This window comes from Dyella psychrodurans, assembly GCF_003363265.1.
Taxonomy (GTDB): Bacteria; Pseudomonadota; Gammaproteobacteria; order Xanthomonadales; family Rhodanobacteraceae; genus Dyella_B; species Dyella_B psychrodurans.
The window spans coordinates 83,188-96,545 of sequence record NZ_QRBF01000004.1 but is presented as its reverse complement, the minus strand read 5'-3'; the positions used below and the strand labels follow the sequence as shown (position 1 = coordinate 96,545).

Here is a 13,358-nt window from a genome sequence, read left to right as displayed (position 1 = left end):
GGCGTCGACATCGTGATCGCAAAGCTTACGACTCGTTCAGGGCGCTCAGAAACCATCCATTACACTTCGTCCCGATTGCCCGCAGGAATTGGAGTTCCCATGGCCCCGCAAGCCACACCGCCGCGCCTTGGCCGTCTGTTGATCGTGCTCGCCAGCTGGATGCTGGTCGGCGCTGCAGCCGCGCAAACGGATACCGCCACGATCGAGGCGCAGCGCGCCAGTTTCAAGCAAGTCTACGCGGCCGCCAGCCAGGGCGGCGACAGCTGGCGCGCAATGGCGAACAATCTCCAGCATTACCCGCTCTACCCCTATCTGCAGGCCGCGTCGCTGGAGCATGACATCCAGCTCATCGATCGACCCACCGTCGAGGCCTACCTGAAGCAATATCCGGATCTGATCCCCACCGGCGATCTGCGCCGCAATTTTCTGATGGAACTGGCGCGTCGCCAGGATTGGAGCAATTTTCAGGCGATGTACCAACCCGGCCTCGGCGACGCGCTGACATGCGATGCCTTGCAGGCGCGACTGGAAGGCGGCACGACACTCGATTTCAACAAGGATCTCGCGGAGCTATGGGCCGAACCGTCGCTGCCGTCCGCGTGCGATCCCGTGTTGCAGGCGGCGCACGATCAGGGCCTGCTCACCAAGGAACGGCTGTGGACGCGCATCGACACGGCCATGGATGCCGGCAAAAGCGACAGCATTTCGGACATGACCCAGTGGCTGCCCGACGACGATGCCAAGGCGGCGCAGCGGATTGTCCTTGCACTGACCGACCCGGCCGCCGCCGTGGCCGCCGCCAAGGACTGGCCGGATACAAGCCACTCGCGACAGGCCGTCACGCTGGCGCTGGTGCGCCTGGCGCGGCGCCAATCCACGACGGCGGATACCGCATGGCAGGACCTGCAAAGCCGGTTCCAGCTGACGCCCAGCCAGCGCAACAACGTGCTCAACGCGCTGGCCGTGTTCCACGCCACCGATTACGACCCTGATGCGCTGGCGCGCCTGGTGAGTCTGCCGGCCGCGGCGCAGACCGACACCAGCCGCGAATGGCGCGTGCGCGCGGCGCTGGCGATGCAGGACTGGAATGCCGTCCTCGCGGCGATCGACGCGCTGACACCGGCCCAGCAGCAGAACGACGAATGGCTGTATTTCCGCGCCCGCGCGCTCAGCCAACTGGGACGCACCGGGGACGCTCAACGCGCATACGCGACGGCTGCCGTGCAGTCGAGCTACTTCGGCTACCTCGCCGCCGATCACCAGAACGCCTCGTATGCGCTCTGCGTTCTGAAACCTGCGGTCAGCCCGGAAGGCGAACAGGCCGTGCTGGCCATGCCCGGCATGCAGCGCGCTTTCGAGCTGTTCGCCGTCGGGATGCTCAGGGCGGCACGGCGCGAGTGGACGGCGACGCTGGCCGATGCCGATACGGAAACCCTCAGGCAGGCGGTCAACCTCGCCGACCAGCGCGGCTGGTACGACCGCGCCGTGTTCACCTTCAACAAAGGAGAAGCGCTGGGTTACTACACCCTGCGTTTCCCGCTTGCCAGCCAGGACGGCGTCGTGCAGCAGGCACAGGAGGCCGGCATCGATCCGTCCTGGGCCTACGGCATCCTGCGCCAGGAAAGCGCCTGGATGAGCGATGCCCAGTCGGGTGCCGATGCGCGCGGCTTAATGCAGCTGCTGCCCAGCACCGGAGCCGACGTGGCGCGTAAAAACGGCCTTCCGTGGAATGGGGGCAACAGCCTGTTCGACCCTGCGGTGAACATCGCGCTCGGCACGCGTTATCTCGCCGCCATGGCGGCCCGTTTCGACGATTCGCCGTGGCTGGCGAGCGCCGCCTACAACGCCGGCGCCGCCCGCGTGAACCAATGGCTGGATGCGCGCGGCAGCCTTCCGCCCGACGTGTTCGTCGCCACCATGCCGTTCAAGGAAACGCGCGAATACGTGGCGCGTGTCATGTACTACAGCGTGATCTATGATTGGCGTCTGCACGGCACGGTCAGCCCGATATCGAGTCGCATGCCGCTGATCGGAAAGCCGTATAGCCGTCCGAACGCGCAGGATCCGCGCAAGGACATAAGCTGCACGGCGCCGCCGGAAGCGGCACCCGCAAGCCCGGCCCCGACGCCTCCGACCACTGTTCCATCGACGCCCGGCGTACCCACCAAGGACAAAGTGCACTGACTCGAGGACTCCAGCCATGACAACCCAGCGCCTCGTTCTACTTGGCGGAACCGGTTTCGTTGGCAGTTATCTCGTACCCAGGCTTGCCGCCGACGGTCACCACATCACGCTGCTTTCGCGCAATCGCGAACTGCGTCGTTCGATGGCGGTGCTGCCGAACGTAGACATCCGCAGCGCGGATGTCTACGACGATGCGGTCCTGCGCCAGCACCTGGAGGGAGCGGATGCCGTGATCAACCTGATCGGCATCCTCAACCCGCAAGGCCGCCATACCTTCCAACGCGTCTACGTGGACTTGGCGCGGCGGCTGATCGAAACCTGCCTCGCCGTGGGCGTCAAGCGCCTGCATCAGATGAGTTCGCTCAAGGCGGGCCAGGGTCTTTCGCAATACCTCAAGACACGTGGCGAAGCGGAAACGCTGGTGAAGGCATCGCCACTGGATTGGACGATCTACGAGCCCAGCGTGATCTTCGGCGACGGCGATGGTCTGGTCACACGCTTCGTCGCATTGCTGCGCAAAATGCCCGTGCTTCCGCTGGCACGCGCCGGATCTCTGATGGCGCCCACTTACGCGGGCGACGTGGCCGAAGCCATCGCGCGCTGCGTTGCCGACGACAAGCTGTCGCGACGCCGCCGTTTCGAGCTCTACGGTCCGCAGGTGCTGAGCCTGGGCGAGATCGTTCGCGCTATCCGCGATGCAGCCGGCCTGCACACCCGCATCGTTCCGCTGAACGATGGTCTTGGTCGCCTGCAGGCCCAGGTGGCCGGATGGATGCCCGGCAAACCATTCTCCGTCGACAACTTCCTCTCGCTGCATACGGATTCCGTTGGCGAGGTGGACGGTTACGCGGCTCTGGGCATCGTGCCCCAGCCTTTCACACCCTGGCTGCCTCGACTGGTGCAGGGCTCGCCACGCCAGCACCGATTGGATGCATCGAGGCAGGCGTTCCGCCACCGCTGAGCGCGACATGACGAAGCTTGGTGCGCCCGGCATGGCAGAATGCGTGCATGCGCACTTATTTGGTTGGCGGCGCCGTCCGCGACAGCTTGCTGGGACGTCCCGTGGTCGATCGCGACTACGTGGTGGTCGGTGCGCAACCGGATGACATGCTGGCGCTGGGCTACAAGCCGGTCGGCAAGGATTTTCCGGTGTTTCTGCACCCGAAGTCCGGCGAGGAATACGCCTTGGCGCGCACCGAGCGCAAGACCGGTCGCGGCTATCACGGCTTTGCCTTCCACGCCGATCCGAACGTGACACTGGAACAGGATCTCGCGCGGCGGGATCTCACCATCAACGCCATCGCGCAAGACGAACACGGTGCGCTGGTCGATCCTTACGGCGGCGCACGGGACATTGAGCGACGCCTGTTGCGACACGTATCGCCAGCTTTCGTGGAAGATCCTGTGCGACTGCTGCGTGTGGCACGTTTTGCCGCACGCTTCGCGCCGCTCGGTTTTACGGTCTCCGACGAAACGATGTCGCTGCTGCAACAGATGGTGCGCGATGGCGAAATCGATCATCTGGTGCCCGAACGCGTATGGGCGGAAACGCGCAAGGCGCTGGGCGAAGCGCAGCCGTCGGCCTTCCTGCGCGTGCTGCGCGAGGCCGGCGCACTGGCGGTGCTGTTTCCGGAAATCGATGCGCTGTACGGCGTGCCGCAACGCGCCGAGTTTCATCCGGAAATCGACACCGGCGTGCATCTGGAAATGGTGCTGGATGCCGCCGCGCGACTGGCGCCCGGCGACGACCTGGTCGGCTTCTGCGCGCTGGCGCACGATCTCGGCAAGGCGCTCACGCCTGCCGACGAACTGCCTCGCCACGTCGGCCACGAACAGCGCGGCGTGAAGCCGCTGCGCGAGTTGGCCGCGCGCCTGCGCGTGCCGACGGAATACGCGACCTTGGCGGAGCTGGTCTGCCGCGAACATCTCAACGCGCACCGAGCACTGGATTTGAAGCCATCCACGGTACTCAAGCTGCTGGTGTCGCTGGATGCGCTGCGCAGACCCGAACGGCTAACCACCTTCCTGACCGCATGCATGGCCGACAAACGCGGCCGGCTGGGTCACGAGCACGACGACTATCCGCAAGCCGCATGGCTGCGGGCCGCGCGGGATGCGGCAGCATCGATCACATCGGGTCCGTTTGTGGCCGATGGCCTGCAAGGTCCGGCGGTGGGTGCGGCCATGGAAAAGGCCAGAATCCGGGCGATCGCCGATGTGAAGCTTCGTAGTACCTAGCGCTCTCGGCGAAGTCGACTTCAGCAAGTGCAGCGCGACCAACCGCTGATGAGACGATTACAGACGATCACCGTGATCGGACGCCAATAGCTCTTCGGGCACCGGCAACACGGGAAGTCCGCGTGCAAGAAGCATCGCCTGAAAGCGCTCGCCCATCTGATCGGGCAGCGTGAGCTTCTTGACCTGCTGGGCAAGCCGGTAACGCGCGGCTTCATCGGTCGCGTTTTCGTAGGCCTGCTCGAACACTTCCTGCAAGCCTGCCGCGATCAGGAACTGCGCTTGCGGCATGTATGTGGCAACGGCAAATCCGGCGCTGTTTCCTGCTTCCGCCAACGCAGTGAAGTCGACGGATGCGGTGAGATCGTTGAGCCCGGGCAGGTAGAGCGGATCGTTGTGCGCGCGATGACGATAGTGCGCCATCAGCGTGCCGTCCTGCCGCTCCGGCAGATAGTACTCGCGACGCACGTAGCCGTAGTCGATGAAGAGCATCACGCCGGCCTCGAGCGTTCCGGCAATGGCCTGAATCCAGTACGGCAACTGCGGCAGGATTTCCGAGCGATAGCCATCGTCGAAATCGCGGCCCAGATCGCGCTCCACGTGCCTCACCGCTCCCGCGACAAGCACATCCGCAGGACGGTCCACGCGCAGCAAGCGTCCTTCACCATCCAGTGCGACATGTTCTTCGTAGATGTCGCCATGACGAACGAGGAAGCGTGTGGTGGGCAACGCATCGATCACTTCATTGGCGAACAACACGCCTCGCCATGCGTCTTCCGGCGGACGATCGATCCACGCGACACGCGCGAACGCATCGGGCGGCAACGCCACGGAGAGCCGTTCGCGCTGGCGATCGCGCAGATCGGCACTGGGTTCGAGGATCAAATAACGGCGCGGCATTGCACCCTGGCGTGCAAAGGCCAGCAAGGCCGCTTCGGCGAATGCGCCGCTGCCACCGCCAAGTTCGAGGAAATCGGCCTGCTCGCCCAGCAAGGCAAGCACCGGTTGCACGACACGCACCACACAACCTGCAAAGAGATCGCCAAGCTCCGGCGCGGTGACAAAGTCGCCCGCCTCGCCGAACTTGGTTTTGCCCGCGCTGTAGTAACCCAACCCCGGCGCGTACAGGCACCGTTCCATGTATTGCGAAAACGGCATCGGACCACGAGCGGCGATTTGTTCGCGCAGGTGTTGCAGCAAGCGGTCGGAATGGGCCAGCTCGTCCGCGGCAGGCTCGGGCAGGCGGGAAGTCTTGGATGGATTCATGGGTCAGGTTGTGGCTTGCGCGGCGGACGGCTTGAGCAGCCAGCGCACCGCGAGCACGCCGATTTCGTAAAGCAGGCACATCGGAATGGCCAGCATGATCATCGAGGTGATGTCCGGCGGCGTCACCACCGCGGCGATGGCAAATGCGCCGACCATCGCGTAACGACGACCCTTGCGCAGCTTGTCCAGGTCGACGATGCCGACCGCGGCCAGAATCACCACCGCCACCGGCACTTCGAAGCACAGGCCGAAAGCGAAGAACATCAGCATGACGAAGTCGAGGTAATGGGTGATGTCGGTCATCATCTCCACACCTTGCGGCGTCACGGCGGTCAGGAAGCGGAACGCCGCCGGCAACACCAGGAAATACGCAAACGCGCAGCCGATGTAGAACAGGATCAGCGCCGCGACCAGCAACGGACGCGCGAGACGCTTTTCATGCTTGTACAAGCCCGGACTTACGAATGCCCACAGCTGATACAGGATGACCGGCATGCTGATGAACAACGCGGTGTAGAACGCCAGCTTCAAGGGTGTGACGAAGGGACTGGCAACTTCGGTCGCGATCAGGTGCGCGCCTTGCGGCAGGCGCGACACCAGCGGCGCGGCGAGCCATGAATAGAGACGGTTGGCGAACGGCACCAGCGCAACCAGCACCACCACCAAGGCGAGGATCGCCTTGATCAAACGCGTACGCAGTTCAAGCAGATGCGAGAACAACCCCTGCTGCACGTCCAGTTCGGGCTCAGGCGTTGCCATGCGTGGATTCCTTCGACGCGGCATCGGTCTCGGTGATGTCCTTATGGACTTGCGCGATCTCGTCGCGAACCTCGGCGGAGGTGGTCGCCACCTGTTCGCGCGTGCTGCGCATGACGTTATTCATCTCGCTCTGCGCAGCTTCCGCGCGTGCCGCCGCTTCGCGCGCGGTGCGCTTGAGTTCTTCGATCTCCAGCTCGCGCTCGACTTCGGCACGCACGCTGTCCCAGCCGGAACGGAGGCGACGCATCAGCGCACCGGCGGTGCGCGCCGCCTGGGGAAGTTTTTCCGGGCCGAGCACGATCAGGGCGACCAACGCCAGCAACACCAGCTTGCCGAGGCTGATCTCGATCACGGTAGCTGTTCCTTGGGTGGCTTACTTCGATTCGTTGGAATCGCGCTGATTCTGGTTGGCCTGCGTGCTGCCGGCGCCCTGCGCCGGATCGGCCTGCAGTTTTTCCTGCGCCTTGCGCTTTTCTTCTTCCTCGTCGCCCTGCATGGCTTTCTTGAAGCCACGCACGGCGTTGCCCAGATCAGAACCGACGCGGGTCAGCTTGCCCGTGCCGAACACCAGCAAAATGATGACGAGCAGGATCGCCCAATGCCAAATGCTGTCCAAACCCATGAGTACCTCGTTGCGGAGTCTGCGCCGTCAGGGAACTGCGGGGGCAGCTCCGGCGTTCCGTATCAGCGTGCAGTGTACTCCTCCAGGGCGTCGCGGAACTGCACGACCGAGCCCGGAACATTGCTCACGCCACCCTCGAAAATGCGCCGCGGGGTGATGCCCTGCCCATAAACCGCAGCATTGGCGTCATAATCGATCTTCAACACCGAGCCATCCAGTGCCACGCCCGCAAACAGGCCGCGTGCGCGCGAATAGGAGTAAATCTCGGCCTTCAGCTGCTGGTCCGTGGCGGCCGACGCCGTACGACCCACCGGGCCCGCTGCGGCCGAAGCGTCCGCGCCGATGGTGAATTTGCCGTTGACGATGGAATCCACGCCACGCTCCGTGCGGAACACCAGGATCACGTCCGTCTTGGACACGCCGATCTGGAAGCCGACGCTACCGCCGCCGAAGGAAATGAAGCTGGGATTGGACCAGGTGCCGTCCGGGTTTTTCACGGAAATGAGGCCCTCGCCGCGGCGACCGCCGAAAACGAAGCCCACTTTCAGCACATCCGGAATCACCGCGATCGCCTTGGCGTCCTTGAGCAGGTCGCCCGGGATGGATTTGTCCGGCGCCTGCTCGATTTCGTTGAGCACGCGCACGGCATTCTGCGCGCGCGCCTGCGGGGAATCGTCGTCGGCATGCACGGCAGCGGTGGGCAACAACAGCGCCAGGGCCAGGAACGAAATGCGACGCAGCGATGCTTTGAACATGGGCAGCTCCGGTAGTAAATGGGTTTCGATCGCGGTCGGCGGCGACACGGTGCCGCGCAGTGCGGAGCGCTTGTGGCAGACTCTGTCCGCTACCCAGCCATCCCCGCCACGATGCCACGCAGCAACTATACCGGCCAATCGTACGACCAGCCTGCACAGGCTGGCGTATTGCTCGTGAACCTTGGCACACCGGAAGCTCCCACGGCCAGCGCCTTGCGGCCGTATCTATCTGAATTCCTGGGCGACCCGCGCGTCATCGAATACCCGCGCTGGCTGTGGTGGCTGATCCTGCACGGGGTGATCCTGCGCATCCGGCCCGCACGTTCCGCGCATGCCTATGCGCGCATCTGGACGCCCGAAGGATCGCCCTTGCGTGTCGGCTCCGAAAAGCTCGCCGTCGCTTTGCAGAACCAACTGGAGCACGCGCGATCAGGACCGATTCGCGTCGCGCTGGCCATGCGTTACGGCAAGCCCTCCGTGCGTGAGCAAATGGAACAGATGCAGCGCGAAGGCGTGCGTCGATTATTGATACTGCCGCTCTACCCGCAATATTCCGCGACATCCACCGGCTCGGTCATCGACGCCGTGGCCGATGCGATCAAACAGATGCGCTGGCCGCCGGAGCTGCGCATCGTGAACGACTATCACGACGATCACGGTCACATCGAGGCGCTGGCGCTGTCCATCGAACGCTGGTGGGCCGAACACAGGCGCGGCGAGAAGCTGCTGCTGTCGTTCCATGGCATTCCGCAGCGTTACGTCGACGCCGGCGATCCTTACTTCCACCAGTGCCATGCGACGGCGCAGCGGCTGCGTGCGCGGCTTGGCCTGGACGAATCGCAGCTCGTCGTAGGTTTTCAGTCGCGCGTCGGTCGCGAACCGTGGTTGCAGCCGTACACCGACATCACCGTGAAACGCCTGGCCGCCGAAGGTGTCAAACGGCTGGATGTCGCATGCCCTGGCTTTGCCGTCGACTGCCTGGAAACGCTCGAGGAAGTCGCCATGCAGAACCGGGACTTCTTCACGTCCGCGGGTGGCCACATGCTGCACTACATCCCGGCGCTCAACGACAACCCGGAACAGATCGCCAGCCTTGCGGCGCTGGTGCTGCGCCATACGCAGGGTTGGCCGGAATTTGCCGCAGACACCACGCGACCATGACGAACATGCACAGGACGTCCGCGTGACCGCACCGATCGAGCAGTGTGTCGAACTCTCTCCGCATCTGTCGTTGACCGCCCTGGTGTGGGGCGAGGCGGATGCACCGCCGTTGCTCGCGTTGCACGGCTGTTTGGACAACGCGGGCAGCTACGCGTATCTGGCGCCGATCCTGGCGCAACGCTGGCGCGTGATCGCGCTGGAATTGCCCGGTCATGGCCATTCCGGACACCTGCCGCCCGGCGCGAGCTATCACTATCTGGATTACGTGGGCGCGGTACTCGCCGCGATCGGCGTTCTGCAACTTGAACGTTTCACCTTGCTGGGTCACTCGCTTGGTGCGGGCATCGCGTCGCTGGTTGCCGCGGCGGCGCCTCAGTACATCGAGCGCTTATGCCTGATCGAGGGCCTTGGCCCGCTCGGCGACGACGGCTCGCATACCTTGCAACGCTTTCGCGATGCGTTCGCCGCGACCACGGGCAGCGGCAAATCGCTGCGCATGTTCCGCGATATCGATCAGGCGATCAGCGCGCGCACGCTGGCCAGCGGACTGCGCGCGGACCTTGCGCGACCGATCGTCGAACGCGGCCTTCTGGAAACCGAAGACGGCTGGCGCTGGCGCAGCGATCCGCGCCTCACCCGCCCCAGCGCGATGCGCATGGCGGAAAGCCAGGTCGACGCGCTGCTCGCCGGCATCGAAGCGCCGACATCGCTACTGCTGTCCCACCCGATGACGCCTTATCTGCCTTCCGCGCTGATGCAGGCGCGCGCAGCGCACGTGCAGAGCATTCATGTCGCGCACATGGACGGCTGTCACCATTTGCACCTCGAACATCCGCAGCCGGTCGCGGACTGGCTGCACGGCGCATGGTCGTGAACGCCGCGCAGCCATCGATGGCCTACGCCGAAATCGCCAACCTCTCCGAGCGATAGACAGCGGCCGTCACCAGGGTCGCAAGCACCGCCACGACCAAGCCGCACGTCACGCAGGTGGAAATCTGCATCGACGTGAGCTCTCCGCCGCGAAGCAACTGGGTAATGCCGACCTGCTGCCCCAGCAGCGGCACCGTGAACATCCACGGCGCCACTTTGATTGGCAACACGCTCAGCAAAACCGACGGCAGGGCCGGCACCATCATGAGCAGGGACAAATACGTCTGCGCTTCGCGATAGCTCTTGGCGAACGCCGCCACGAGCGTCTGCAGCGACGCCAGCAAGATCACCAGCGGCAGCATGATCAGCACGACCTGCAAGGCGAAAGCCGGCCCCAGATTCAAGGTCATGCCCAGCTTTTCCGCCGGGATGATCCTGCCGCACACACCGAAGCCCACCACGCTGATGGTCAGGCTCGCCAGCGAAAACACGCAGATCGCGCCCAGTTTGCCGAGCAGCACTTTCCAGCGCGGCACCGGATTGGCAAATAACGGTTCCAGCGATTGACGCTCCCGTTCGCCGGCCGTCAGGTCGATGGCCAGGTACATGCCGCCCATGAAAACGGCGAGCACGAAAAAGTACGGCAGGATCGAAAACAGCTGGCCCGCCCGCGATTGCGGTGTGGATTGGTCGCGATCGTCCACCGACACCGGCGCCATCATCGTGGGCGAAAGACCGCGCGCCACCAGCCGCATCGCTCCCTGGCGGCGACTGTAGGTTTCGAGCATGTGGCGAAGGCGATCGATCGAACCGCCAGTTTCACGCTGGGACGAGTCGTAGATCATTTCCACCTGGGATGCCTCGCCCTTGCGCCAGGACTTATCGAAATCGCTCGGTATGCGCAGCACCACATCGGCATCTTGATCGCGAACGGCGGCTTCGGGATTCGCTACGGGCGGTCGCGGAATCAAGCCTTCCTGCTTCAGCGCGTCGATCAGATTCGGCGCGTACTGCGCACCGATGACCGGAATCCTCAGCGGCTGGTCGGCCTTGTTCAATTCGCGCGTGATCACCGTGTTCATCATCAACGCGAAGATGAAAGGTCCGATCAGCGGACCGAACAGCAACGCACTGCCGAGCGTGCGCCGGTCGCGGAGGTTTTCGCGCACCTCCTTGAGGAAGACAATCAGCATCGTGTTCATGCGGCCAGCCCCTCGTCGCTACCGATGATCTTCACGAAGGCATCCTCCAGATTGAGCTGCCCGGTCTGCGCGCGTAGCGCATCGGGCGTTTCGTCCGCCACCACGCGACCGTGCGCAATGACCACGATGCGATCGCACAACGCAGCGACCTCCTGCATGATGTGGCTGGAAAACAGTACGCATCGCCCTTCACCTTTCAATCGACGCATGAACTGGCGCAGGCTGCGCGTGGCCATCACGTCAAGACCGTTGGTCGGCTCATCCAGAATCACGTTCTTCGGATCGTGCACGAGCGCACGCGCGATGGCGGTCTTCACGCGCTGGCCTTGGGAGAAGCCTTCCGTGCGACGATCGGCGATATCTTCCATCTCCAACGCCTTGATAAGCTGTTCGCGTCGCGCCTGGATCAGTGCATGCTCCATGCCTTGCAATCGCGCGAAATACTCGATGTTTTCGCGTGCGGTCAGGCGTTTGTACAGCCCGCGTGCGTCGGGCAGCACGCCAAGTTGGCGACGCACGGCCTGCGCATCGCGCGCCGCGTCGATGCCGTCGACCAGAACCTGGCCCCGGTCGGGATTCATCAAGGTATAGAGCATGCGCAGCGTCGTGGTCTTGCCTGCGCCGTTGGGGCCGAGCAGTCCGGTGATTTCACCGTCGCGCGCGACAAAGCTCACGCCATCCACGGCTTTGACGTCGCCGAAGTGTTTGTAGAGATCCCTTACTTCGATCATGGCAACGCTCCGTTGAAGTCGATGAACGCCGGCGTGTCGCCGAGCTTGTCCAGGCAGCTAGCGTCGAGGTGTTTCGGATCGGGCTTGTCGATGAACTTGCTCAGCAGTTGCGGCATGCAGCCGCGACCGAGCAGCGAGTGGCCCTGGCCCTTGAAAACCAGCTGTCGCCCATCCGTCAGCCCCGGCAGGATTTCCTCGCCGTAGCGGGGAGGCGTCACCGGATCGAATTCGCCGGACAGGATCAGGATCGGCTTGTCGCTTTTCAGCGGCGCATGAAAATCCGCGGGACGCGTACCGTGCGACCATACGTCGCACTGCGCCTTGAGCCCATCGACCAGGTGATTGCCAAGGATGGTGTTCTGGTCCTGCGGGTTTGGCTGCAGCAGATCCGCGTCTTCGCTGCAGATCACGCTCATCGACATGCCGCTGTTCATGTCGCCGCTCAGATCGCCATTGAGCAGCTTGGCCTGACCGAGCAACGGCCCCACGTCGCCGTGCGCGGCGGCATTGATCGAAAGCGGCAGCAGCGCCGCCGTTTCGGGTTGATAGGCAAACATGCGCACGACGCTCGCCAGCGAAAATTCGCTCAGGGGCCGCTCCACCGTTTCATAGGTCTGCGGATCGCGGAAGCTCACTGTGTGTGGATTGGCGCGCAGAGCGTCGCGCAATTGATACAGCGTCTGCATGGAATCGCCGAAGCGCTGCTTGCAGGCGGGAACGGCCATGCAACCGGCGAAATCTCTCTTGAGGGCATCATCCAGGTTGGCGGCGAAATCCTCGCCGAGGATGACCTGGTTCGGCACCGCCGAGTCGAGCACGACGCTGCGCACGCCATCGGGATAGTGCTTGAGATATTGCTGAGCCATCCGCGTGCCGTAGGACACGCCAACCAGGTCCAACTGGGGCGATCCCAACGCCTTGCGCACGTCCTCCAGATCCTGCGCGGCAACGGTGGTGGTGTAGTAGCGCGGATCGGCCTTCTGCCTGACCTCATCGAGGCAGGCGGCCACGTCCTTGCGCATCTTGTTCAGATCGACGGTCAGGGCGTTGTCGTTGGACTTGTCTTCGGCATTCTTGCAGCTCAGCGGATTGGAACCGCCGGTGCCTCGCTGATCCAGCAACAACACATCGTGATGCTTGCGCACTTCCGCAAAAGCCGTCGCTTCCACCACCCATGATTCCGTGGCGGCCTCGCCGGGACCGCCCGCCAGCAGCACGGCCATGTCCGGTTCCGGCACCTGCGCGTCGCTGCGCGCGATGGCGAGCTTCAGGCCAATGCGACGACTGTGCGGATCGTCGCGATTCTCCGGCACCTCGAATGTCGTGCACCAAGCTTCCGCGGTGGCACCACTGCCCGGACGACCCAATTCGCACGACTTGAATGTCAGCGAACCTCGCTGCCATGTGCGCACCGGCGCTGGCGCGCTCTGCGTGGTTGCCGAAACGGCATTCGACTCAGCACCGTCCTTCTCCGACGACGGCTCGCCATGATGCCAATGCTGATATGCCAGCACGCCGATCGCCGCAACGGCGGCGACGATGCGAAAAACAGTTCTTCCCCGCATGGCCATGT

At 64.0% G+C, this 13,358-nt stretch carries 13 protein-coding genes; 5 read left to right on the top strand and 8 right to left on the bottom strand.

Going from position 1 to position 13,358, the window contains the following annotated elements:
- The first annotated feature begins 99 nt into the window (after window positions 1-99).
- From DWU99_RS11900 to DWU99_RS11890, 3 genes are read left to right on the top strand one after another with little or no spacing between them, the layout of a single operon-like run.
- A complete protein-coding gene (locus DWU99_RS11900; protein WP_115478282.1) occupies window positions 100-2,184 on the top strand; it encodes a transglycosylase SLT domain-containing protein in 2,085 nt (694 codons plus the stop codon).
- A 16-nt stretch (window positions 2,185-2,200) separates the two neighbouring features.
- Entirely contained in the window at window positions 2,201-3,145 is a 945-nt protein-coding gene (locus DWU99_RS11895; RefSeq protein WP_115478281.1) for a complex I NDUFA9 subunit family protein, read from the top strand.
- Between the two features lie 47 nt (window positions 3,146-3,192).
- Complete coding sequence (locus DWU99_RS11890) at window positions 3,193-4,422, top strand: multifunctional CCA addition/repair protein (RefSeq protein ID WP_115478280.1); 1,230 nt, start codon at window positions 3,193-3,195, stop codon at window positions 4,420-4,422.
- 57 nt (window positions 4,423-4,479) lie between these two features.
- On the opposite strand, the gene DWU99_RS11885 is transcribed toward DWU99_RS11890, so the two are convergent.
- The 5 genes from DWU99_RS11885 to DWU99_RS11865 form a co-directional block, all read right to left on the bottom strand.
- Window positions 4,480-5,685, bottom strand: coding sequence for a class I SAM-dependent methyltransferase (locus DWU99_RS11885; RefSeq protein WP_115478279.1), 1,206 nt, complete (start codon window positions 5,683-5,685; stop codon window positions 4,480-4,482).
- 3 nt (window positions 5,686-5,688) lie between these two features.
- Window positions 5,689-6,444, bottom strand: coding sequence for a twin-arginine translocase subunit TatC (tatC, locus tag DWU99_RS11880; protein WP_115478278.1), 756 nt, complete (start codon window positions 6,442-6,444; stop codon window positions 5,689-5,691).
- On the bottom strand, window positions 6,431-6,796 hold the full coding sequence (gene tatB, locus DWU99_RS11875; protein ID WP_115478277.1) for a Sec-independent protein translocase protein TatB: 366 nt from the start codon (window positions 6,794-6,796) through the stop codon (window positions 6,431-6,433). The genes tatC and tatB overlap by 14 nt, the downstream gene beginning before the upstream one ends.
- 21 nt (window positions 6,797-6,817) lie before the next feature.
- Window positions 6,818-7,066 carry a Sec-independent protein translocase subunit TatA gene (gene tatA, locus DWU99_RS11870; RefSeq protein WP_115478276.1) on the bottom strand — a complete coding sequence of 83 codons (249 nt, stop codon included), beginning with the start codon at window positions 7,064-7,066 and terminating at the stop codon, window positions 6,818-6,820.
- A gap of 62 nt (window positions 7,067-7,128) precedes the next feature.
- Complete coding sequence (locus tag DWU99_RS11865) at window positions 7,129-7,821, bottom strand: lipid-binding SYLF domain-containing protein (RefSeq protein WP_115478275.1); 693 nt, start codon at window positions 7,819-7,821, stop codon at window positions 7,129-7,131.
- A 111-nt stretch (window positions 7,822-7,932) separates the two neighbouring features.
- Here DWU99_RS11865 and hemH point away from each other — a divergent pair, with 111 nt between their 5' ends.
- Together hemH and DWU99_RS11855 are read left to right on the top strand one after the other, a co-directional pair.
- Window positions 7,933-8,982 (top strand): ferrochelatase, encoded by a 1,050-nt coding sequence (gene hemH, locus DWU99_RS11860; protein ID WP_115478274.1) that lies wholly within the window; start codon window positions 7,933-7,935, stop codon window positions 8,980-8,982.
- A gap of 22 nt (window positions 8,983-9,004) precedes the next feature.
- Window positions 9,005-9,856: an alpha/beta fold hydrolase gene (locus DWU99_RS11855; RefSeq protein WP_115478505.1), complete on the top strand. Its 852-nt coding sequence runs from the start codon at window positions 9,005-9,007 to the stop codon at window positions 9,854-9,856.
- Window positions 9,857-9,878: 22 nt separating this feature from the next.
- Here the strand turns inward: DWU99_RS11855 and DWU99_RS11850 are convergent, their stop codons facing one another.
- Genes DWU99_RS11850 through DWU99_RS11840 form a run of 3 tightly spaced genes read right to left on the bottom strand, consistent with a single transcriptional unit; the run spans window position 9,879 to window position 13,356 of the window.
- On the bottom strand, window positions 9,879-11,054 hold the full coding sequence (locus tag DWU99_RS11850; RefSeq protein WP_115478273.1) for an ABC transporter permease: 1,176 nt from the start codon (window positions 11,052-11,054) through the stop codon (window positions 9,879-9,881).
- Window positions 11,051-11,785, bottom strand: a complete 735-nt coding sequence (locus DWU99_RS11845; protein WP_115478272.1) for an ABC transporter ATP-binding protein — start codon at window positions 11,783-11,785, stop codon at window positions 11,051-11,053. Before DWU99_RS11845 ends, DWU99_RS11850 begins: the two co-directional genes overlap by 4 nt.
- Window positions 11,782-13,356 carry an alpha/beta fold hydrolase gene (locus DWU99_RS11840; protein ID WP_115478271.1) on the bottom strand — a complete coding sequence of 525 codons (1,575 nt, stop codon included), beginning with the start codon at window positions 13,354-13,356 and terminating at the stop codon, window positions 11,782-11,784. The genes DWU99_RS11845 and DWU99_RS11840 overlap by 4 nt, the downstream gene beginning before the upstream one ends.
- Between the last annotated feature and the right edge of the window lie 2 nt (window positions 13,357-13,358).

Bases quoted from the DNA above. Each gene is read 5' to 3' on its own strand.
- DWU99_RS11885 (WP_115478279.1), bottom strand. From the start codon at position 5,685: ATGAATCCATCCAAGACTTCCCGCCTGCCCGAGCCTGCCGCGGACGAG.
- tatC (WP_115478278.1), bottom strand. From the start codon at position 6,444: ATGGCAACGCCTGAGCCCGAACTGGACGTGCAGCAGGGGTTGTTCTCG.
- tatA (WP_115478276.1), bottom strand. From the start codon at position 7,066: ATGGGTTTGGACAGCATTTGGCATTGGGCGATCCTGCTCGTCATCATT.
- DWU99_RS11900 (WP_115478282.1), top strand. From the start codon at position 100: ATGGCCCCGCAAGCCACACCGCCGCGCCTTGGCCGTCTGTTGATCGTG.
- DWU99_RS11840 (WP_115478271.1), bottom strand. From the start codon at position 13,356: ATGGCCATGCGGGGAAGAACTGTTTTTCGCATCGTCGCCGCCGTTGCG.
- DWU99_RS11890 (WP_115478280.1), top strand. From the start codon at position 3,193: ATGCGCACTTATTTGGTTGGCGGCGCCGTCCGCGACAGCTTGCTGGGA.
- DWU99_RS11865 (WP_115478275.1), bottom strand. From the start codon at position 7,821: ATGTTCAAAGCATCGCTGCGTCGCATTTCGTTCCTGGCCCTGGCGCTG.
- DWU99_RS11895 (WP_115478281.1), top strand. From the start codon at position 2,201: ATGACAACCCAGCGCCTCGTTCTACTTGGCGGAACCGGTTTCGTTGGC.
- DWU99_RS11845 (WP_115478272.1), bottom strand. From the start codon at position 11,785: ATGATCGAAGTAAGGGATCTCTACAAACACTTCGGCGACGTCAAAGCC.
- hemH (WP_115478274.1), top strand. From the start codon at position 7,933: ATGCCACGCAGCAACTATACCGGCCAATCGTACGACCAGCCTGCACAG.
- DWU99_RS11850 (WP_115478273.1), bottom strand. From the start codon at position 11,054: ATGAACACGATGCTGATTGTCTTCCTCAAGGAGGTGCGCGAAAACCTC.